Here is a 20,328-nt window from a genome sequence, read left to right as displayed (position 1 = left end):
CAAGAGGCATCCAGCCCTGTCCACGTCCAATCAGGCCTGCGCCGCAGCGCGACCAGCCCCACTTGTTTTTTGTTGTACAACGCTGTCCTGCTCAACCGGCAGAATCAGGTGATCGGGTACCGAGCCGTGCCATTTTTTTGCGCACACGTAATACAGGGCTGCGGGAAGCACCAGACCGATGATCCAGGAAATATCCACACCACCCAGAACTTCTACCAGCGGACCGGTATAGAACTTGGTGGCGATGAACGGCAACTGCACCAGTACTCCGAAGACATAGACGCTGATACCGAGGGCGTTCCAACGGCCGTAGCGACCGTTCGGATCCGCCAACGCCGGCACGTCATAGCGCTCGCGGGTAATGCAGTAGTAGTCCACCAGGTTGATCGCGCTCCATGGCGTAAAGAACGCCAGCAGGAACAGGATGAACGACTTGAACGCACCGAGGAACGAGTGCTGACCGAGCAACGCCATCAGGGTCGCAGCACCGACGATGACCAGCACGAAGACCAGACGCTGCAAGCGCGTGACCTTCAGCTCACCACGGAAACCGCTGATGATGGTCGCAATGCACATGAAGCTGCCGTAGGAGTTGAGCGTGGAAATGGTGACCTTGCCGAACGCGATGCTGAAGTACAGCAGCGCAGCGGTGGCACCGGTACCGCCCAAACCTACGATATAGGCCACTTCGTGGCCGGCGAATTGGCCGTTGGCCGATGCGGCAGCGAACACGCCGAGGACCATCGCTACCTGCGCACCAATGACCGAACCTGCGCCTGCGGCAAAAAAAGTTTTCACCGACGAAATCTTGCTCGGCAGGTAGCGAGAGTAGTCAGCCACGTAAGGGCCGAAAGCGATCTGCCAGGATGCCGCGAGCGAAACCGCGAGCAAGAAACTGCTCCAGCTGAAATGGCGGATTTGCAACAGTGCGCCAACATCAACCTGACTCATCAGACGGCTGAACAGATAAACGAAGGCAATCACGCCAATGACACTGGCAACACGGCCGATCCAGTGGATCACCCGATAACCGAGCACTGTGACCAGCACGATGACACTGGCGAAAATCAGGATGCCGACGCTGTCGCTGACGCCAAACAACTGGCCCAGCGCCTGGCCGGAAAGCACGGTTCCCGTTGCGGTGAATCCGAGGTACATCAGGCACACCAGCACGATCGGGATGGCCGCGCCATACACGCCGAACTGCACGCGGCTGGAGATCATCTGCGGCAGGCCAAGCTTGGGCCCTTGCGCAGCATGCAGCGCCATCACGCCACCGCCGATCAGTTGCCCGATCAGCAAACCGATCAACGACCAGAACACATCACCGCCCAGTACGACGGCCAGAGCGCCGGTCACAATGGCGGTGATTTGCAGGTTTGCACCCATCCACAGGGTGAACTGGCTCAACAGACGACCGTGTCTTTCCGCTTCCGGGATGTAGTCGATCGAGCGCGTCTCGATCAACGGTTTACTGCCTGCACGATCGCTGTTAACAGCCATGATTCAACCTCTGTGGATTGTTATTGTAGGTTTGCGCAATCCCTGTAGCAGCTGCCGCAGGCTGCGTTGGGTTGCGAAGCGACCCCGGCATTCCAACGTGGAACGAAGGTCCTTCGGCCCTTAACGCAGCCTTCGGCAGCTGCTACATGGGTTGTTTATTTGCCGGTGATCATCGGCAGGTTCAGCCCTTGTTCCTTGGCGCAGTCGATCGCGATCTGGTAACCCGCATCGGCGTGACGCATGACACCGGTCGCCGGGTCGTTGTGCAGCACGCGAGCGATACGCTCGGCCGCTTCGTCAGTACCGTCGCAGACAATCACCATGCCCGAGTGCTGGGAGAAGCCCATGCCGACGCCGCCGCCGTGGTGCAGGGAAACCCAGGTCGCGCCGCTCGCGGTGTTCAGCAGAGCGTTGAGCAGTGGCCAGTCGGACACGGCATCGGAACCGTCCTGCATCGATTCGGTTTCGCGGTTCGGGCTGGCGACCGAGCCGGAGTCGAGGTGGTCGCGACCGATCACGATTGGCGCGGACAATTCACCGCTGCGAACCATTTCGTTGAACGCCAGGCCGAGCTTGGCGCGCAGGCCCAGGCCCACCCAGCAGATACGCGCCGGCAGCCCTTGGAAGCTGATGCGCTCGCGCGCCATGTCCAGCCAGTTGTGCAGGTGGGCGTCGTCCGGGATCAGTTCTTTGACCTTGGCGTCGGTCTTGTAGATGTCTTCCGCGTTGCCCGACAGTGCAGCCCAACGGAATGGACCGATGCCGCGGCAGAACAGTGGACGGATGTAAGCCGGTACGAAGCCTGGGAAGTCGAATGCGTTTTCCACGCCTTCTTCTTGCGCCATCTGACGGATGTTGTTGCCATAGTCGAAGGTCGGGATGCCCATTTTCTGGAATTCGAGCATCGCTTTAACGTGCACGGCCATCGATTGTTTGGCGGCTTTGACCACGGCAGCTGGCTCGGTCTTGGCGCGAGCGCGGTACTCTTCCCAAGTCCAGCCGGCTGGCAGGTAACCGTTGAGCGGGTCGTGGGCGCTGGTCTGGTCGGTGACCATGTCCGGGCGCACGCCGCGCTTGACCAGTTCCGGCAGAATTTCTGCCGCGTTACCCAGCAGCGCGATGGAAATCGCCTTGCCTTCTTTGGTGTATTTCTCGATGCGGGCCAGTGCGTCGTCGAGGTCGGTGGCTTGCTCATCGACATAACGGCTGTTCAGGCGGAAATCGATGCTGACCTGCTGGCATTCGATGTTCAGCGAGCACGCGCCGGCAAGGGTGGCGGCCAGAGGTTGAGCACCGCCCATGCCGCCGAGGCCTGCGGTCAGGACCCAACGACCTTTCAGGTCATCGTTGTAGTGTTGGCGACCGGCTTCGACGAAGGTTTCGTAGGTGCCCTGAACGATGCCCTGGCTGCCGATGTAGATCCAGCTGCCGGCGGTCATCTGGCCGTACATGGCCAGGCCCTTGGCATCCAGTTCGTTAAAGTGTTCCCAGCTCGCCCAGTGAGGCACCAGGTTGGAGTTGGCGATCAGCACGCGCGGGGCGTTGGTGTGAGTCTTGAACACGCCGACCGGCTTGCCGGATTGCACCAGCAGGGTCTCGTCGTCGTTCAGGTTGGTCAGGCTCTCGACAATCTTGTCGTAGCATTCCCAATTACGTGCCGCGCGACCGATACCACCGTAAACCACCAGTTCTTTAGGGTTCTCGGCGACTTCCGGGTCGAGGTTGTTCATCAACATGCGCAGCGGCGCTTCAGTCAGCCAGCTCTTGGCGGTCAGCTTGTTACCGCGCGCGGCACGGATTTCAACGTCACGATACTTCGTAGGTTTCTGGGTATTGTCAGTCACGAAAAAGACTCCTCAGCGATCAATCCAAACCAACCCTGGCGGTGGGTAAGCCAGCCTGTGCGCGCCAACGCGTCACAAGCGAATCAGTGGACGCTGCGAGGAGTCTCGATCGACTCATACGCATACGTCTTTACTTGTACATACAAGCATATGCAATCAAGCGGCCAACTTGCTGGATCGGTGTTCAAGAAAAGTTTTGGGAATGCTGGAAGGCCTTTGGATCAAGGGTTTTGACCAAGATGAAATTTTTCGCGGGGGATTTTGCGGAGGGGAGGCAGCTGTTACTTGAGCGGGGTTTTGCGCCACGCTGGGGCGTTCGGTAACAAAGTGGTGCGCATTCAGAAACAGGAAAGGTGATTGCTTTTGTGGCGAGGGGATTTATCCCCGTTGGGCTGCGCAGCAGACCTTTTTTTGGGGCCGCTTCGCGACCCAACGGGGATAAATCCCCTCGCCACATTGGATTGCTTCAGCAGTTAATCAGCGTGCGGTCAGTTCGATCACACAGCAGGCGCCATTGCTGGAGACTTCCAGCAGACCGGTATTACCGTCGAGTTGCAGGCAATCATGGCGACCCAGTTGTACATCGCTGTTACCGACCTTCACTTCCAGCGACTCGGTGACACTGAACACCAGCACCGTTCCGGCCGAACTGAAGAACCGCTGCTCACCGTCCAGCCACTGCAACCGCGCGCTATAACGCTGCGGTGCATAAATCAGGTTGAAGTCTCGGATCGGTCCACCGAGCAAGGTGCACGAGACCTGACTCTCGCCGCTGAAAGCAAACGGGTCCAGCGGTAACAATGGCCGAGTGTCCTGGCCATCAACCCGCAAGGTCATGCCGTCGCCTTGCAATACGGTGATCACCCGCTCATAGCCGGCGAATGTCGAGAAACCGCCCGACTCGCCAATATCGGCAATCGACAGGCGCCAGCCGAAACCGTCGAGGCCTGTTCCCGCGTCACGGGTGATTTCTTCAGTGCTGCCGCCGCCGTTTTTCCACGGCATGCGCGGGTAATCTTTTGCGCGTAAGACTTTCATTTCATTCATTTATGGAACCGACCTTCCAGACGATGACGGGAACCGGGGTGGATCAAGCGGGCAGCGGTCACTGGCTGACGGCCGGACCAGGTGCGGCGACGAATCAGCAGGCACGGTTCACCCTTTTCAATCTGCAGCAACTTGCACTCGGAGGCCTCGGCCAGAATCGCCTCGACCACGTGCTCGCCTTCGGTCAACGGCGCAACCTGGTTCAGGTAGGCGTAAGGCGTTTGCAGGGTGAAGTCTTGCTTGAGATAGTCCGGGGCGACCAGCGCGTTGACGAAACGGTCTTCGATTTGCACCGGAATGTCGTTTTCGAAATGCACGATCAGCGAATGGAAAACCCGCTGGCCTTCGCGCATATCGAGCGCCAACGCACGCTCGGAACCGGCCGCCTCTTCTTCGAGGGTGATCACCTTGCAGGTGTGGCGATGACCACGGGAGGCGATTTCGTCGGCGATGTTATGCACCTCAAACAGCGCGGACTGGCTTTTCGGTTCGGCGACGAAGGTGCCGACACCTTGCATGCGCACCAGCAGACCGTCGGCGGTCATTTCGCGGAGGGCGCGGTTGATGGTCATGCGGCTGAAACCGAGTTGGTTGACCAGCTCGCTTTCCGACGGAACGCGGTAGTGCGGCGGCCAGTTTCCACTGTCGATTTGTTGGGTGATCATTTGTTTGACGCGGGCGTACAAGGGCGCCGGACTGTCGCCCATGTGTGCGGCCAACGGAGAGACTGCAGGCGGAGTCGGCACGGTTAATCCTTGTTCGTTTGGTTAGGGTTACTAGCTTGCCGGAGTTTACCGAGCAGGCAAACGTCTGTATATGTATATACAAATAACACACGATGGGGTGCTGAACCATGTCCGCCTTCTTTGCCGAACGCGCGCTGCTGCCTAGTGGATGGGCCAACAATGTACGTCTTGAGGTCAGCGCCGATGGCGTAATGACCCATATCCAGGCCGATTCCCACGCAGATGGCGCCGAACGGCTAAGCGGTCCGTTGCTGCCGGGAATGCCGAATCTGCACTCCCACGCCTTCCAGCGGGCCATGGCCGGGTTGGCGGAAGTGGCGGGTAATCCGAACGACAGTTTCTGGACCTGGCGCGATCTGATGTACCGGCTCGTCGGAAAAATCAGCCCGGATCAACTCGGCGTCATTGCGCGTCAGCTGTACATCGAAATGCTCAAGGCCGGTTACACATCGGTCGCGGAATTTCATTACGTACACCACGACACCAACGGCCAACCGTATGCAGATCCCGCCGAACTGGCGCTGCGGATCAGCCAGGCGGCCAGCTCCGCCGGTATCGGCCTGACCCTGCTGCCGGTGCTCTACAGCCATTCCGGTTTCGGCGGCCAGACTCCGAACGACGGCCAGCGCCGCTTCATCAACAGCACCCAAAACTACCTCACGCTTCAGTCGCGTTTGCAGCCGATCCTGGCGCAGCAACCGGCGCAGTCGCTGGGCTTGTGTTTTCACTCGTTGCGCGCGGTCACACCGCAGCAGATCAGCGAAGTACTGGCGGCCAGCGACAAGCAATGCCCGGTACACATTCACATCGCCGAACAGCAGAAAGAAGTCGACGACTGCATCGCCTGGAGCGGCCGCCGTCCGCTGCAATGGCTGTACGAAAACACCGAAGTCGATCAGCGCTGGTGCCTGGTCCACGCGACTCACGCCAACCCGGAAGAAGTCACGCTGATGGCCAAGAGTCGCGCCATCGCCGGTTTATGCCTGACCACCGAAGCCAACCTCGGCGACGGGATCTTCCCGGCGGTGGATTTCCTCGCTCAGGGTGGGCGGATGGGCATCGGCTCCGACAGCCATGTGTCGTTGAGCGTGGTGGAAGAATTGCGTTGGCTGGAATACGGCCAGCGCCTGCGCGATCAGCGGCGTAACCGGTTGTATGGCGCGGATCAGCCGATGGTTGGCCGCACACTGTATGACGCGGCGCTGGATGGCGGCGCTCAGGCGCTGGGCCAGCCGATTGGTGCGTTGGAAGTGGGGAAACGTGCGGATTGGCTGGTGCTGGACGGCAACGATCCGTACCTGGCGACGGCCAGTGGTGACGGGATTCTGAATCGCTGGTTGTTTGCCGGTGGCGATCGCCAGGTTCGGGATGTGCTGGTCAATGGCCAATGGGTGGTGCGGGATGGGCGGCATGCCGCAGAAGAAGAGAGCAATCAGGCGTTCACCCAAGTCCTGCGCGATCTCCTCGGCTGACACAAAATAAATGTGGGAGCTAGCCTGCTAGCGATAGGGTCATCAGCTTCAACAAGGATGTTGACTGACAGTCCGCTATCGCGAGCAGGCTCGCTCCCACAGTTTTAATCTTCGGTGACTGCTAGTTCGAGGTCTTGGCCATCTGCGTATCCGACGCACGCCAGATCAACCGCGTGGTGTCGTAGCCCTGCTGACGCGCCTTGCTCAGCAGTTCTTCACGCACTACACCGTTAACCGTCGGCGTCCGCGACAACAGCCACAAGTACTTGCGGCTCGGGTCACCGACGATGGCAGTCTTGTAATCGTCGCTGACGTACAGCACCCAGTATTCCCCTTTCGCTACACCCGGCAGCAATCGCGAGAACCAGGTATCGAACTCGACCCACAACTTGTCGGTCTTGCCCGGCACTTGTGGATAAGCCGTGCCCTTGGCCTCTTCCCATTGCCAGTCCGCCGTCAGGCAGCGGTTCAGCACCAACACGTTGCCGTCAGGCTTGAGCGTGTAATGGGCTTCGGATTGCGCGCAGTTGCGCTGGAAATACATCGGCAGACGGGCCAACTCGTACCAGGTGCCCTGGTATTTCTTGAGATTGACGCTGTTGACGGTTTTCGGTGCCAACGGATCTGTGCCAGAAGTGGCGCAGCCGGCCAATACCAGGCCGGCAAAAAGGAGTATCAATAACCGCTTCATTGTTTTTCTCCCGTGGGCTTATTGCCCCGGATTACTTCAGGCCTTGGCCGGAAAACATCAGTACTTTGTCACCGGCGTATTGCACGCTGATAAAGCTGTTCTTGTCACCCCAGGTGCAACTGGACATGCCTAGCGCGCCCGAGCAATCAGTGGCTTTACCCAGCAAGGCTTCAACCTCTGCCTTGGGCATGCCGGCCGACAGCTTCGAGTAGTTTTCCTGATTGACCTTGCTGCATGCGGCCAACAACACGCAGAACGAGAGCAAGGCGATAGATCGCAGCGACATGGTGTAGCTCCTGGGGCGAAGGGGAATGGCATGGCTGCCAAGCAGAAGCTTAGAAGAGAAAACCCCTATCTGGTTCCCCGACTGCCCGGCTATTTATCAGGCCGCTCGTCTGCCTTTTTCCGAAAAATCAGCCACTTTCTTGCGCCATTGAGTATTTCGTCGGTTTTCGCAAAAAGGCGCCTAATCTTTGGCGCTCGCCAGTCGACATAGAAGCAGCGCAAAGCCCTCGACTGTGGCAAATTGACGCCCCTCGCTGACCAGTCCCTCTGCGGTAGTGCATTTAATGACCAGAAACATGAAATTCAGCCACAAGATCCTGCTGGCAGCCGCCCTCGTGGTCGCCGTTGCGTTCGCCTGCTTTATCCTGTTCAACGACTACCGCCAGCGCCAGACCTTGCGCAGCAGTACCGAATCCTCGATGCAGGAACTCGGCAGCCTGACCACCAGCAACATCCAGACCTGGCTGGAAAGCCGCATGCAGTTGCTGCAATCCTTGTCCCAGCAAATCGCCGTGGACGGCAGCGCACCGGCCAGCCTCAAGCGCGCCATCGACTTGCCGGCTTATACCGGCAATTTCCAGCTGAGCTATTTTGGTGGCACTGACGGCGTGATGTTCTCGATCCCGGCCGGCAATCGCGCGGCGGACTACGATCCTCGCGCCCGTGGCTGGTACAAGGCGGCCAACAGCGCGCAACAGACCATCGTCACCGAACCGTACATCGCCGCTTCTTCCGGCAAACTGGTGATCACCGTCGCCACGCCGGTGCAGCATCAGAGCCAGATGATCGGCGTCGCCGGTGCAGACATCGACCTGTCCAGCGTCAGCGCGATCATCAACTCGCTAAACTTCGGTGGTCACGGCCACGCGTTCATCGTCAGCGCCGACGGCAAGATTCTGATCCACCCGGACAGCAAACTGGTGCTCAAGAGCCTCGCCGAGGCCTACCCGAACGGCGCGCCGAAAGTCAGCCCGGGCCTGAAAGAGGTCGAACTCGAAGGCAAGACCCAATTCATCTCCTTCACCCACGTCAACGGTGTGCCCTCGGCCGACTGGTACGTGGCGCTGGTGCTGGACCAGGAGACCGCGTTCGCGATGCTCAGCGAATTCCGCACCTCGGCAATCATTGCCATGGTCATCGCCGTGGTCATCATTATCGCGTTGCTGGGCATGCTGATCAGCTTTCTGATGCAGCCGCTGCTGACCATGGGCCGCGCCATGCATGACATCGCGGAAGGTGAAGGTGACCTGACCAAACGCCTGACCATCCACGGCCAGGACGAATTCGGCGCACTGGGCACCTCGTTCAACCGCTTCGTGGAGCGTATTCACACGTCGATTCGCGAAGTGTCCTCGGCCACCGGCCAGGTCAACGAAGTGGCGCTGCGTGTGGTGGCGGCTTCGAACTCGTCGATGTTCAACTCCGACCAACAAGCTTCGCGCACCAGCAGCGTGGCAGCCGCGATCAACGAGCTGGGCGCCGCCGCCCAGGAAATCGCCCAGAATGCCGCCCTCGCCTCCCAGCATTCGAGCGACGCCCGTGCCTTGGCTGAAGACGGCCAGCAAGTGGTGGATAAAACCATCGCGGCGATGCAGCAGCTCTCGGCGAAGATCAGCGACTCGTGCGGCAACATCGAAACGCTCAACAGCAACACCGTGAACATCGGACAGATTCTGGAAGTGATCACCAGCATCTCGCAGCAGACCAACTTGCTGGCATTGAACGCAGCCATCGAAGCGGCGCGTGCCGGTGAGGCCGGCCGTGGTTTTGCCGTGGTCGCGGACGAGGTGCGCAATCTCGCCCACCGCACTCAGGATTCGGCGCAGCAAGTGCAGAAGATGATCGAGGAATTGCAGGTCGGCGCCCGGGAAGCAGTGAGCACCATGACCGACAGCCAGCGCCAGAGCGAAAGCAGCGTCGGCATCGCCAATCAGGCCGGCGAGCGTCTGGGCAGCGTGACCCAGCGCATTGGCGAGATCGACGGGATGAACCAGTCGGTGGCGACAGCGACCGAAGAGCAAACAGCGGTGGTGGAATCGATCAACGTCGACATCACCGAGATCAACACGCTGAATCAGGAAGGGGTGGAGAACTTGCAGTCGACCTTGCGCGCGTGTGCGGATCTTGAGCAGCAGGCGGCGCGGTTGAAGCAGTTGGTGGGCAGCTTCCGGATATAAGCTGCTTTCACTGGCCCCATCGCCAGCAGGCTGGCTCCCACAGGGAATTTGTGAACGACACAAACCAAATGTGGGAGCCAGCCTGCTGGCGATGACGACATCAGCCGCAATGAAGATTCAGAACCGAGACCCAGGCCCCGAAAGAAACGCCAGTTCCTCAGCCGTCGACTCCCGCCCCAACACCGCATTGCGATGCGGAAACCGCCCAAACCGTGCAATCACCTGCTGATGCTTCTCGGCATAGTTCAGATAATCGGTAAACAGCTCCCGATCCGCCTTCGGCTGCTGCGCAACCAGATCGATGTAGCGCGAAACCGCCTCGTTCTGCACCGCCAGATTCTCGCAGTGCTCGAACACCAGGTAGATAAACACCCGCTGGATCGGCCGCAACTGCCGGTCGAAATCCGCAGCAATGCCTTGCGCCACCAGCTTTTGAGCCCGGAGATCACCAGAGAACGATTTGGGAGTGTCGCGAAAGATCATTCGCGGGAGTTGATCGAGCAGCAGCACCAGGGCCAGCCAACCTTCGGGGCGTTGCGCCCAGTCAGTCAGTCCGCCGGCCAGTGCCTGCTCGACCCAGTCCCCGAAACGCGTGCGCGCTTCGAGGTCCTGGCTGTCGCGCTTGCCGAACCATAACTTGCCCTTGTCAGCCGCTATGTCGTGGGGGGATTCGAGGTTTCCGAACCACCATTCGAGCAACGGCTGCCAGGGCGCGGTCATGTTTATTCCTTGTGATATGCCGTGACGCGTGCGACTTCTTCTTTCGAGCCGAGGAACACGGCAACGCGCTGGTGCAGGCCGTCAGGCTTGATGTCGAGGATGCGCTGATGGCCGTCGGTGGAAGCGCCGCCAGCCTGTTCAACCAGGAACGACATCGGGTTGGCTTCGTACATCAGGCGCAGTTTGCCCGGCTTCGACGGCTCGCGGCTGTCGCGTGGGTACATGAACAGACCGCCGCGGGTCAGGATACGGTGCACGTCGGCAACCATCGCGGCGACCCAGCGCATGTTGTAGTTCTTTTTCAGCGGGCCTTCATCGCCCGCCAGCAATTCGCCGACGTAGCGTTGTACCGGGGCTTCCCAGTGACGCTGGTTGGACGAGTTGATCGCGAATTCCTGAGTGGACTCCGGGATCGTGATGTCTTCATGGGTCAGCACGAAGCTGCCCATTTCACGGTCCAGGGTAAAGCCTTTCACGCCATCGCCCAAGGTCAGCACCAGCATGGTCTGCGGGCCGTAGATCGCATAACCGGCAGCAACCTGCTCGGTGCCTGGCTGCAGGAAGGCCTTTTCGTTCAAGGCTTCGTTCTGGCTCAGGTATTCGCTCGGGCAACGCAGTACCGAGAAAATAGTGCCGACCGGCGCGTTGATATCGATGTTCGACGAGCCGTCCAGCGGGTCAAAAACCAGCAGGTACGCGCCTTTCGGGTATTTGCCCGGGATCTGGTAGGCATTGTCCATTTCTTCGGACGCCATGCCGGCCAAGTGACCGCCCCATTCGTTGGCTTCGAGCAGGATCTCGTTGGAGATCACGTCGAGTTTCTTCTGCACTTCGCCTTGGACGTTTTCAGTGCCCATGCTGCCCAGAACGCCGCCGAGGGCGCCCTTGGACACGGCGTGGCTGATTTCCTTGCAAGCACGCGCCACCACTTCGATCAGGAAACGCAGATCGGCAGGGGTGTTGTTGCTACGGGTCTGCTCAATCAAATAGCGACTCAGGGTAACGCGGGACATGGAAGGCTCCGGTGGAATTGGGGGCTAAAAACCCGCGCAGTTTAACGCGAGTCGAGGCGCATTTCCTCCTATCAGACGTGATACGCCCAATAGAGTTCATGCGCCGGGTTGAGCGTAGTTCTAAACCGGCATTTTTACCGTCCGATAAACCGCATTCGCCAGCAGGCTGGCTCCCACAGGGGAATGCGATTAACTGTGGGAGCCAGCCTGCTGGCGATCGGGTGCGAAGCACCCGCTTTCAGGGTTTTACGGGAGGCTTGCGCAGCAAACTGAACGCCATCGCCGCCAGAAACAGCACACTCAGCAACAACACCCCCCACAACCCGAATTTCTTCCAGTTTGTGTCCGTTGTCGCGGCCGTTGTCACCGTGGAGGTGTTGCTCACCACCGCCGCACCTTCCACCGAAGCCTTGCCCAACGCCGCCCACTTCGCCGCGCTGTAATCCGGGATCAGCGTCGACAACGACAGGTTCGCCGCCTTCACCGTCGCATTCCCCAGCGCCAGCGTATAAGGCCCCGCCCCGCGCGCCAGGAATACCAGTTGCGTCGAGCGCACAGCAAATTTCACCGTCGGCGCTTCAGCGCCCAAGCCGCCGCCGCGCTCATCCACGACAAGTTTCAACTGCTGAACGGTCTGCCCCGACAGCTGCAATTCGTTCTGCACTACGTCCTGGCCACTCTGGGTCAGGCGATACAGCAAACCGCTGCTCAGCGGCTGCCACGGCAGGCTGCTTTCGCGACGACCGGACAATGTCACCGGCGCCAGGCTGTTGGCCTGACTCAGCTCGACCTGCACCCGTTCGACATTCAGCCCCATCGGCAATTGCCAGGTGTACTCACCCGCCTTCACGCTGCTGCCCGCCAGTGGCTGCGACCAGACCAACGGCAGCGGCAGACTGCGGGGGTTAGCGCTTTGCAACTGCGCAGACGTCAACATCGGTGCCGATTGCGGTGAATTCCACAGCAAGCGCAGATAACGCGTCGATTGCCCCGGCAAGCCGACTTCATGCTGCTCGACCCGTTCGTCGGCAAACGTCAGCCGCGCCACCTGCCCTTCACCCCACGACTGCCAATGCTGCAAGTCGTCACTGGCCTCGATGGTGAAACGCTGGAAGCCATCGCGCTCGCTGGTCCAGTCGAGGATTAGCTGCTGCAACGGTGCCTTGATGCCGCTGGCATCGAGCAACCAGCCGCGCAGCACTTCTTCGCCGGCCTCCAGCTGAGTGGACGGCTGGACTTCAACCAAGGTGCCGTTCGCGCTCGATTGCACGCGAATGCCCGGCGCGCGCTCCGTGGAGTCCGCCGAGGTGTACAGCGGGAACCACTTCACATCGGTCAGCGTGCGATTTTCCCGGGTTGACGCCGCCTCGCGTGCCAAGGCGTAGGCCTGGGCCTCGCCGGCAGCGTTGAACACGCGGACATCGCTGAGGTCCGTTTGCCGGGCATTCAGTTGCACGCTCAAGGGCAAGTCGAGGCGGTACCAAGGTCCCTCGCCGCTCACCGACAACGGCACCTGCGTGGCGAAGTCCGCCGGTTTTTCCTGAGCACTGGCAGACATCGCCACACCCAGCGCAACAGCGCCCAACCAACCCAGGTTCAACTTCTGACTCAAGACGACACTCCTTCGGTTTCAGGGGCCGGCCTTTCAATATCCGGCGCAGCCTCGGCACGCTTGGGCGGCAGCGGCGCGAAATAGCCCACCACCAGCAGCAACACGCCAACGCCGATAAACGACACAATCCGCGCAAGACCGCCGCGGTTACTCAATTCGACAAAGAACAGTTTGGCCACGACCACGCCGATCAGCGCGGCGCCGATCAGCCAGACTTCACGACGATGACGCAGATGGCCGCCGATCATCAGACTCAGCGCCATCAAGGTCCAGACGATGGACAGGCCGGCTTGCACCAGCATGGATTCAAGCAACGCATCCAGCTCGAACGGCACGCCGCCCCAATGGTGCGCGGTGCGCATCACCAGCGCGGTAAAGAAGGCGAACAGCGAGACCCCAGCGATCAGTTGCGTGGCGTAGGCGACGTAGTCCTTGCGGATCGACAGTTGCGTCACGGCGCTGCGCGACCAGACGTAGACGCCGAACAGCGCAAACAGCAGCCCCAGCTCCAACGGATTGATCAACGGCACATAGGGCAGAGGTTCGGCCGTGCCGTCGCTGACGATATTCGCCAGCCAGAACCAGCCGAGCATCAGCACGGCCAACGGTGCCGCCGCGTAGAAACGGTATTCGCGTGGATAAGCCGAAACAGGCCAAGGCCAGGTGCGCGGCGCCGCCATCAACACCAGATACAGACTCGGCAGGATCGCCCACCCCAGCCAGCGCCAGGCGTTGTACTGCTCGGACAACAGCAGCAAACCGTAGCGCAGCTCCAGCGCCAGCACGCCGATCAGCAGCCAGCAGCCGAGCACATGGGCGGTGCTCAGGGCACGCGCCGGCAACATCGGCGCCAGACGTTGCAGGGAGATGAAATGCACGAAGAACACGGCCGCCCACACCAGCCAACCGACATTGGCGGCCGGGTGATAACGCGAATGCCACGCGGCGAGCAGCACCAGACCGGCAGCGGGAATCAGCAAGGTGCAGAGCAGGCCGAGCGACGACCATTTCAGCCGCAGCGCCAACACCGCCCACAGCGCCACGCTCACGGCTGCAACCGCCAGCAACAAGGTCGCTTGCAGATTCATTGGTGCGAAACGCAGCACTTCACTGATCCACGCCAGCGCCCACCATCCCGCGCCCCACACCAACAGCACTTCGGACAAACGTTGCAAGCTCAGCACATCGAACGCCGAGGCATGGTTGCCGAGTTGCAAGCGCCAGGCGCCGACCATCGCGGCCAGGCCCAACACCAATGGCGTCCAGAACCCGCTGTGGGCCAGAGGTTTCAAACCTTCGCCGGCCAGCGGCCCGAGCAGGTCCGGCCCGGCGAACAGGAACGCCGCGCCGCCAATCAACTGCAACAGCAAACCGAAGACAAAACTCACGCGCTGTTTGAGGTACAGGCTCAGCCAAATGATGAACAAGCCACTGGCCGCCCACACCGCACTCGCGGTCTGCCATGGCAGCACGAACAGCACCGCCAGATTGATCAGCACCAGACCGGCCAGCAACACCACCGACAAACCGCGCAGCAGTCGCACATCGCTGCGCACCATCTCATCACGCGCGGCGAGCAACATGCCGGCTATCAGCGCGAGGCCGATCAAAGATGCGCTGAGCAAACCGCTCCAACCAGCGCTGAACACCGCGGCCGATTCACCGCCAGAACCTTGCAAGCGCAACAGGAACAACGCACCGCCGAGCAACTGCACAGCGAATGCGGTGAACAGGAACGTGCGCGATTGCAGGCGCAAGCCGACAAACAACGTCGCCAACCCCGCCAGTGCCCAACTGATTGCGGTGCCGTGGGTCAGGAAGAACAACGGCGCCAGCAGATAGAAGAAGGTCAGGCCGAGGCAGGCCAATACCGGCAGCCCTTTGCGCTCCCAGTCCGATGTTTGTTCGGGCAAGGCTTTGCGCAATTGATAGAAGCTGAACAACAACGCTGCGCCGAGCATCAACGCGCCCAGTGGAGCGCCGTCGAGCAAGCTGCCGTCGCCGATCCGCAGTTCGCTGACAAACGCCAGAGCCGAGCCCAGTTGCAGCAGCAAGGCAAACGCGCGAGCCAGTGGCCGTTGCTGACGCAGGCCGAGCCAGAAGATGCCGGCGCCTTCGACGGCCCAAGCGGCAGCCGTCCAGCGCGCGTCGAGCCCCAGCGGAATCGCCAGGCTGGCGAAGATCACGCCCAGCGCCAGGCAGGTTTCCGCGAGCAGCAATGCACGGCCGCCCATCAGGAAACGCGCCAGGCCCATGTAGATCATGCCCAACGCCAAGGCACTGAACGCCGCGGCAAACTCGAGATGCTGGACCAGCGCGAACTGTAATCCGAAGCCCACCAGCGGCGGACCGAACAGCATCGTGCCGTCGACGTAATCGCCCTTGCGCGCCGACCAACGCAGCAACGCCTCGCGGCTGTCGTCCTCGGGTGCGTCGCTCATCTCCAGCAGCTTGCGCCGGGCGAACAGCAGACCGATGGCCAAGTACATCAGGAAGAACAGAATCAGGAACGGCTCGGTGCTCCACAGCAATTCCGGCGTGTAGGAGCGCAGGCCCCAGGCGAAACCGATGCCGAAGGTGCCGACGAAACCGATCAGGTTCAGCAGGCGCCAGGCCTTGAACCAGGCGATGGCGAGGATGCCGGCGTTGAGCAACGCGAAGTAGCTGAACAGCGCGACGTGGTTGCCGGCGCCTGTGGAGGTCAGGATCGGCGCCGCGAAGCCCCCGAGTGCAGCGGCCGCGGCCAGGCCCAACGCATCCTGAGTGATAGCGAGAATCGCCGAGAACACCGTCACCGCGACCAGCAGGCCCAGCGCGGCGCTTGGATCGAGCAGCGGGTGCAGGCGCATCGCGGCAAACACCGTCAGGTACAACACGGCGATGCCTGTGCCTTGCAGCATCAGCGCGTAGTTGCTGTTGCGTGTCCTGAGCCACCACCCCAGACCGAGCAAGCCCAACGCAGCGGCTGCAACCCCGGCGTAACGCAGTTCGACCGGCACCACCATGCCTTCGGTGGCATAACGCAGCAAGAACGCCAGACCGAGGAACAACAGCACCACGCCGACCCGCAGCACGGTGTTGCCCCCGAACAGCCAGTTGCGCGCACCACTGATGGCCCGCTCGATGAAATTCGGGCCGCGTGGGACTGCGGGTTGTTGTGGCTCGCGGGTGACCGGCTCGGGTTTCCAGACATCGTCGCGCAGCGGACGGCTGGTTTGCGCTGCCGTTGCGGCCATCGGTTCAAGTTCGGGCGGGAGCTCCCAGATCATCTGCGGGGTTTCGACAGGAATTTCATCGAGGGTGAATTCAGGCGACGGAATGGCTTCGCTGATAACCGGCTCGCTGGTTTCAGGCGCCGTGACGCCAGACACTTCCAACAATGTCAGGCGTTGCTGCATCCCATTGAGCGCCACCTGCGCCTGTTCCAGCAGCCGACGCTGCTCGGCCACTTGTGAATCCATACGGCCGATGCGAATGGCCTGGCCAATACCCAGCCCGAGCAGCGCACCCAATAGCGCATCGCTGAACGACTCATCGAGTATCTAGCCCAGCACCAGCCCAATCAGCATGAACATCCATTGCATGGTCGATATCCCTAAGCGGCCCCGCTGCGGGGCGAATCCGGGTGAAGCAGCGTCTGATCCAGTCTAGTGACCAGACACCCGGAATCCAGTGTGAGAGCAGATTGCATCTGCACCACAAATCCAATGTGGGAGCGGGCTTGCTCGCGAAGGGGCCGTCACATTCAATATTGATGTTGAATGTGACGGCCCCTTCGCGAGCAAGCCCGCTCCCACATGGGTCAAGTTGACGCCTAGTATATCGATCAGGCCCAACAACCGTCGGGCCTTGCTCGCAATTACTGCTAAAAGTTACTCCAACGCCTTCCAAATATCCGTGGCGTACTCGCGAATGGTTCGGTCGGACGAGAACCAACCCATCCGGGAAGTGTTCAACACCGCCGAACGCCACCAGGCTTGCGAATCGTGCCAATGGGCTTCCACGCGCATCTGCGCGTCCCAGTAGGAATCGAAATCGGCGCAGACCAGGAAGCGGTCGTAGTCGATCAGCGAATCGATCAAGCCTGCGTAGCGGGACGGATCATCCGGTGAGAACACCCCGCCGCGGATCGCTTGCAGCACGTCATTCAAACGGTGTGATGCGGCAATGTCCGGCGTCGCATTGAACTCATGGTTCTGTTTGCGCGCTTCAACCTGCTGGGCGCTGAGGCCAAAGATGAACATGTGCTCGGCGCCGATGAATTCGCACATTTCGACGTTGGCGCCATCGAGGGTGCCGATGGTCAGCGCGCCGTTGAGGCCGAACTTCATGTTGCTGGTGCCCGAGGCTTCGAAGCCTGCGGTGGAAATCTGCTCCGACAAATCCGCCGCCGGAATGATGCTCTCCGCCAGGCTGACGTTGTAGTTGGGCAGGAACACCACTTTGAGCAGACCGCGCACCGTCGGGTCGTTGTTCACTACCCGGGCGATGTCGTTGGTCAACTTGATGATCAGCTTGGCCTGGTGATAACTGGCCGCCGCCTTGCCGGCGAAGATCTTCACCCGCGGCACCCAGTCGATTTCCGGCTCGGCGCGAATCGCTTGGTACAGCGCCACGGTGTGCATCAGGTTGAGCAACTGGCGCTTGTATTCGTGGATCCGTTTGACCTGCACGTCGAACATCGCCGCCGGGTTGACCGCGATTCCCAGCCGTTCATGAATCAGGTACGCCAAGGCTTTTTTACTGTGCAGGCGCTGTTCGGCGAAGGCTTTGCGGAACGCAGCTTTCTCGGCAAACGGCTCCAGTTCCTTCAGGCGTGCTTCAGCGTTGTCCAACAGGTCCGGGCCGAGGGCGTCGACCATCATCGACGTCAGCTCGGGGTTGGCTTGGTAGAGCCAGCGGCGGAAGGTGATGCCGTTGGTCTTGTTGTTGATCCGCTCTGGATAGAGTTTGTGCAGTTCGGAGAACACGGTTTTGCGCATCAGCTGCGTGTGCAGCGCGGACACGCCGTTGACGCTGTGGGAACCGAGGAACGCCAGGTTGCCCATGCGCACGCGGCGGCCGTTGTCTTCTTCGATCAGCGACACCGCACGCAGCACGTCGAAGTCGTGAATGCCTTTGGCACGCAGCGAATCGATATGCTGGGCGTTGATCTGATAAATGATCTGCATGTGCCGCGGCAGCATCCGCTCCATCAAACCGACCGGCCAGGTTTCCAGCGCTTCCGGCAACAGCGTGTGATTGGTGTACGAGAGCGTGTCGACGGTAACCTGCCACGCGGCGTCCCACGCCACGTCGTAGACGTCGACGAGCTGACGCATCAGTTCGGCCACGGCAATCGACGGGTGCGTGTCGTTGAGCTGGATCGCCGCGTGGTCGCCCAGGGTCAGGACCGAGGTGTGCATGTTGCGGTGGCGGCGCAGTAAATCCTGCAAGGACGCGGCGACGAAGAAGTATTCCTGGCGCAGGCGCAGTTCCTGGCCGGCTTCGGTGCTGTCCGCCGGGTAGAGCACGCGGGAGATACTTTCGGCCCGGGCGACTTCGGCCACAGCGCCCAAGTGATCGCCGGCGTTGAAGCGTTCCAGGTGCAAATCTTCCATGGCGCGGGCACGCCACAGACGCAGCGTATTAACGCTCGCCCCGCGCCAGCCGACCACTGGTGTGTCGTAAGCAATGGCCCGCACGGTTTCCGCCGGGGACCAGACTTGCTTGGACTTGCCGGCTTCATCGGTCACGGTCTCGACACTGCCGCCGAAGCCGATCGGGTACACGACTTCAGGCCGTTCAAATTCCCACGGGTTGCCGAAATCCAGCCAGTGTTCGGTTTGCTCCTGCTGCCAGCCATCGACGATGGCCTGGCGGAACAAGCCGTGTTCATAACGAATGCCGTAGCCGTGGCCAGCGATGCCGAGGGTCGACATGCTTTCCATGAAGCACGCCGCCAGACGACCGAGGCCGCCGTTGCCCAGGGCCGCGTCGGGCTCCAGCAGGCGAATGCGTTCCAGGTCGACGCCGAGTTCGGTCAGGGCTTCGCGAGCGACGTCGAGCAGGCCGAGGTTGCTCAGGCTGTCGTAGAGCAGCCGGCCGATGAGAAATTCGAGGGAGAGGTAGTAAACCCGCTTCTGACCTTTGCGGTAGATCTGCCGGGTGTGATCCATCCAGTGTTCGACCATGTGATCGCGCGCTGCCAGGGCAATGGCTTCGAACCAGTCGTGGTCGAAGGCGTGATCCGGGTCTTTGCCCACCGCGTAGGTGAGTTTGGTCAAGACGGCATCGCGAAATGCGGCCACCTCTGCTTCGCGAACAAGTGGTTCTTGAGTCATCGATAGGACCTCGAGCGAGCGTGGAGTTGTTGAGCCTAGACGGTCTGACAGGCCGCGGGGACTCTGGTTCGGCAGTTTTTCCTGATAGTGCGAGATAGGCCGGCATTACATTGTCATGTGCCTGAATGAATGCAGGGCCCGTGCCGGATTAACGGTGTTATTTGGGCGAATGAGAAAAAATCTGGCGAAAGGTTGTTCAAAAATCCACCAGTCCCGGTATGATCGCGCGCCCTGATGCACACGCTGGTAACAACCGATGATGAAGTCCAACCTGATCGCTGCCGCAGAGATCGATCGCCTCGATACCTGGGCCAAATATTCTGCGCCGATGTGCGGCTCGTGTGTATCCAGTTGCTGCACCCTGCCGGTCGAGGTCAAGATCAAGGATCTGATCCGTATCGGCATCGTCGACGAATTCGAGCGCGGCGAGCCGGCGAAGAACATCGCCAAGCGTTTGCAGAAGGAAGGGATCGTCGAGCGCTACAGCCAGAAAACCGAGATCTTCACCCTCCAGCGCATGAGCAATAACGATTGCCTGTACCTGGATCGCAAGAGCCGTCTGTGCACTATTTATGAAAAGCGCCCGGACACCTGCCGCAATCACCCGAAAATCGGGCCACGGCCGGGATATTGCGCTTACAAGCCTAAAGAAGTGGCGCGCGAGACCAGCGAGAGCCGCCGGACGCTTGAGAAGTTCTGATCGAGGCTAAGGGCTGATTCTGCGCCGCTCTTGAGAACCACCCCTCACCCCAGCCCTCTCCCCAGTGGGGAGAGGGGAAAGGGAGCAGATCTTCAAGCTTTTCAAACCTGAGTTCGACTCGATATTTCAGGTCGATGTAACTCGAAAGAACAACTCGGTCAGTCCCCTCTACCCTCTGGGGAGAGGGTTAGGGTG

The 20,328-nt window shown here is 60.6% G+C and carries 14 protein-coding genes and 1 pseudogene; 4 read left to right on the top strand and 11 right to left on the bottom strand.

The window, feature by feature from the left end:
- Positions 1–30: 30 nt before the first annotated feature.
- The 4 genes from ACA060_RS01685 to hutC all read right to left on the bottom strand — a co-directional run bounded on the left by ACA060_RS01685 (position 31) and on the right by hutC (position 5,101).
- Entirely contained in the window at positions 31–1,503 is a 1,473-nt protein-coding gene (locus tag ACA060_RS01685) for a purine-cytosine permease family protein (protein ID WP_109627513.1), read from the bottom strand.
- Between the two features lie 155 nt (positions 1,504–1,658).
- Positions 1,659–3,347 (bottom strand): urocanate hydratase, encoded by a 1,689-nt coding sequence (gene hutU / locus ACA060_RS01680; RefSeq protein WP_109627511.1) that lies wholly within the window; start codon positions 3,345–3,347, stop codon positions 1,659–1,661.
- A gap of 477 nt (positions 3,348–3,824) precedes the next feature.
- Positions 3,825–4,394: a HutD/Ves family protein gene (locus ACA060_RS01675; protein ID WP_497315028.1), complete on the bottom strand. Its 570-nt coding sequence runs from the start codon at positions 4,392–4,394 to the stop codon at positions 3,825–3,827.
- Positions 4,391–5,101, bottom strand: coding sequence for a histidine utilization transcriptional repressor HutC (hutC, locus tag ACA060_RS01670; RefSeq protein WP_178082336.1), 711 nt, complete (start codon positions 5,099–5,101; stop codon positions 4,391–4,393). Before hutC ends, ACA060_RS01675 begins: the two co-directional genes overlap by 4 nt.
- Positions 5,102–5,247: 146 nt before the next feature.
- Here hutC and ACA060_RS01665 point away from each other — a divergent pair, with 146 nt between their 5' ends.
- On the top strand, positions 5,248–6,612 hold the full coding sequence (locus tag ACA060_RS01665) for a formimidoylglutamate deiminase (protein WP_497315026.1): 1,365 nt from the start codon (positions 5,248–5,250) through the stop codon (positions 6,610–6,612).
- Positions 6,613–6,733: 121 nt separating this feature from the next.
- Here the strand turns inward: ACA060_RS01665 and ACA060_RS01660 are convergent, their stop codons facing one another.
- Both ACA060_RS01660 and ACA060_RS01655 read right to left on the bottom strand, forming a co-directional pair.
- Entirely contained in the window at positions 6,734–7,303 is a 570-nt protein-coding gene (locus ACA060_RS01660; protein ID WP_497297025.1) for a lipocalin family protein, read from the bottom strand.
- A gap of 31 nt (positions 7,304–7,334) precedes the next feature.
- Positions 7,335–7,589, bottom strand: coding sequence for a hypothetical protein (locus ACA060_RS01655; protein ID WP_010464535.1), 255 nt, complete (start codon positions 7,587–7,589; stop codon positions 7,335–7,337).
- Positions 7,590–7,872: 283 nt separating this feature from the next.
- On the opposite strand from ACA060_RS01655, the pseudogene ACA060_RS01650 reads away from it, so the two are divergent.
- Together ACA060_RS01650 and ACA060_RS01645 are read left to right on the top strand one after the other, a co-directional pair.
- Positions 7,873–8,907: pseudogene (locus ACA060_RS01650) on the top strand (HAMP domain-containing protein); the annotation flags it as partial.
- A gap of 93 nt (positions 8,908–9,000) precedes the next feature.
- Positions 9,001–9,765 carry a methyl-accepting chemotaxis protein gene (locus tag ACA060_RS01645; RefSeq protein ID WP_370694726.1) on the top strand — a complete coding sequence of 255 codons (765 nt, stop codon included), beginning with the start codon at positions 9,001–9,003 and terminating at the stop codon, positions 9,763–9,765.
- 117 nt (positions 9,766–9,882) lie between these two features.
- Here ACA060_RS01645 and ACA060_RS01640 read toward each other — a convergent pair whose 3' ends face one another.
- The 5 genes from ACA060_RS01640 to ACA060_RS01620 form a co-directional block, all read right to left on the bottom strand.
- Positions 9,883–10,485, bottom strand: a complete 603-nt coding sequence (locus ACA060_RS01640) for a DUF924 family protein (RefSeq protein WP_497315024.1) — start codon at positions 10,483–10,485, stop codon at positions 9,883–9,885.
- Positions 10,486–10,487: 2 nt separating this feature from the next.
- A complete protein-coding gene (locus ACA060_RS01635) occupies positions 10,488–11,498 on the bottom strand; it encodes a class 1 fructose-bisphosphatase (RefSeq protein ID WP_123511179.1) in 1,011 nt (336 codons plus the stop codon).
- Positions 11,499–11,736: 238 nt separating this feature from the next.
- Positions 11,737–13,110 (bottom strand): DUF3999 domain-containing protein, encoded by a 1,374-nt coding sequence (locus ACA060_RS01630; RefSeq protein WP_497315022.1) that lies wholly within the window; start codon positions 13,108–13,110, stop codon positions 11,737–11,739.
- Complete coding sequence (locus ACA060_RS01625; protein ID WP_497318157.1) at positions 13,107–16,652, bottom strand: DUF2339 domain-containing protein; 3,546 nt, start codon at positions 16,650–16,652, stop codon at positions 13,107–13,109. The genes ACA060_RS01630 and ACA060_RS01625 overlap by 4 nt, the downstream gene beginning before the upstream one ends.
- Before the next feature lie 330 nt (positions 16,653–16,982).
- Positions 16,983–19,433 carry a glycogen/starch/alpha-glucan phosphorylase gene (locus tag ACA060_RS01620; RefSeq protein ID WP_109627493.1) on the bottom strand — a complete coding sequence of 817 codons (2,451 nt, stop codon included), beginning with the start codon at positions 19,431–19,433 and terminating at the stop codon, positions 16,983–16,985.
- Between the two features lie 259 nt (positions 19,434–19,692).
- Between ACA060_RS01620 and ACA060_RS01615 the strand changes: the two genes are divergently transcribed.
- Complete coding sequence (locus tag ACA060_RS01615) at positions 19,693–20,133, top strand: YkgJ family cysteine cluster protein (RefSeq protein ID WP_131061316.1); 441 nt, start codon at positions 19,693–19,695, stop codon at positions 20,131–20,133.
- The last annotated feature ends 195 nt before the right edge of the window (positions 20,134–20,328 follow it).

It is taken from the genome of Pseudomonas sp. LBUM1671 (genome assembly GCF_059695685.1).
Note: the sequence above shows the minus strand (reverse complement) of the source record. Positions and strands in the feature narration are given on the sequence as shown.

Excerpts from the sequence above, each read along its gene's own strand:
- ACA060_RS01645 (WP_370694726.1), top strand. The coding sequence starts at position 9,001 with ATGTTCAACTCCGACCAACAAGCTTCGCGCACCAGCAGCGTGGCAGCC.
- hutC (WP_178082336.1), bottom strand. The coding sequence starts at position 5,101 with ATGGGCGACAGTCCGGCGCCCTTGTACGCCCGCGTCAAACAAATGATC.
- ACA060_RS01660 (WP_497297025.1), bottom strand. The coding sequence starts at position 7,303 with ATGAAGCGGTTATTGATACTCCTTTTTGCCGGCCTGGTATTGGCCGGC.
- ACA060_RS01635 (WP_123511179.1), bottom strand. The coding sequence starts at position 11,498 with ATGTCCCGCGTTACCCTGAGTCGCTATTTGATTGAGCAGACCCGTAGC.
- ACA060_RS01640 (WP_497315024.1), bottom strand. The coding sequence starts at position 10,485 with ATGACCGCGCCCTGGCAGCCGTTGCTCGAATGGTGGTTCGGAAACCTC.
- ACA060_RS01675 (WP_497315028.1), bottom strand. The coding sequence starts at position 4,394 with ATGAATGAAATGAAAGTCTTACGCGCAAAAGATTACCCGCGCATGCCG.
- ACA060_RS01620 (WP_109627493.1), bottom strand. The coding sequence starts at position 19,433 with ATGACTCAAGAACCACTTGTTCGCGAAGCAGAGGTGGCCGCATTTCGC.
- ACA060_RS01615 (WP_131061316.1), top strand. The coding sequence starts at position 19,693 with ATGAAGTCCAACCTGATCGCTGCCGCAGAGATCGATCGCCTCGATACC.
- ACA060_RS01685 (WP_109627513.1), bottom strand. The coding sequence starts at position 1,503 with ATGGCTGTTAACAGCGATCGTGCAGGCAGTAAACCGTTGATCGAGACG.
- ACA060_RS01655 (WP_010464535.1), bottom strand. The coding sequence starts at position 7,589 with ATGTCGCTGCGATCTATCGCCTTGCTCTCGTTCTGCGTGTTGTTGGCC.
- ACA060_RS01665 (WP_497315026.1), top strand. The coding sequence starts at position 5,248 with ATGTCCGCCTTCTTTGCCGAACGCGCGCTGCTGCCTAGTGGATGGGCC.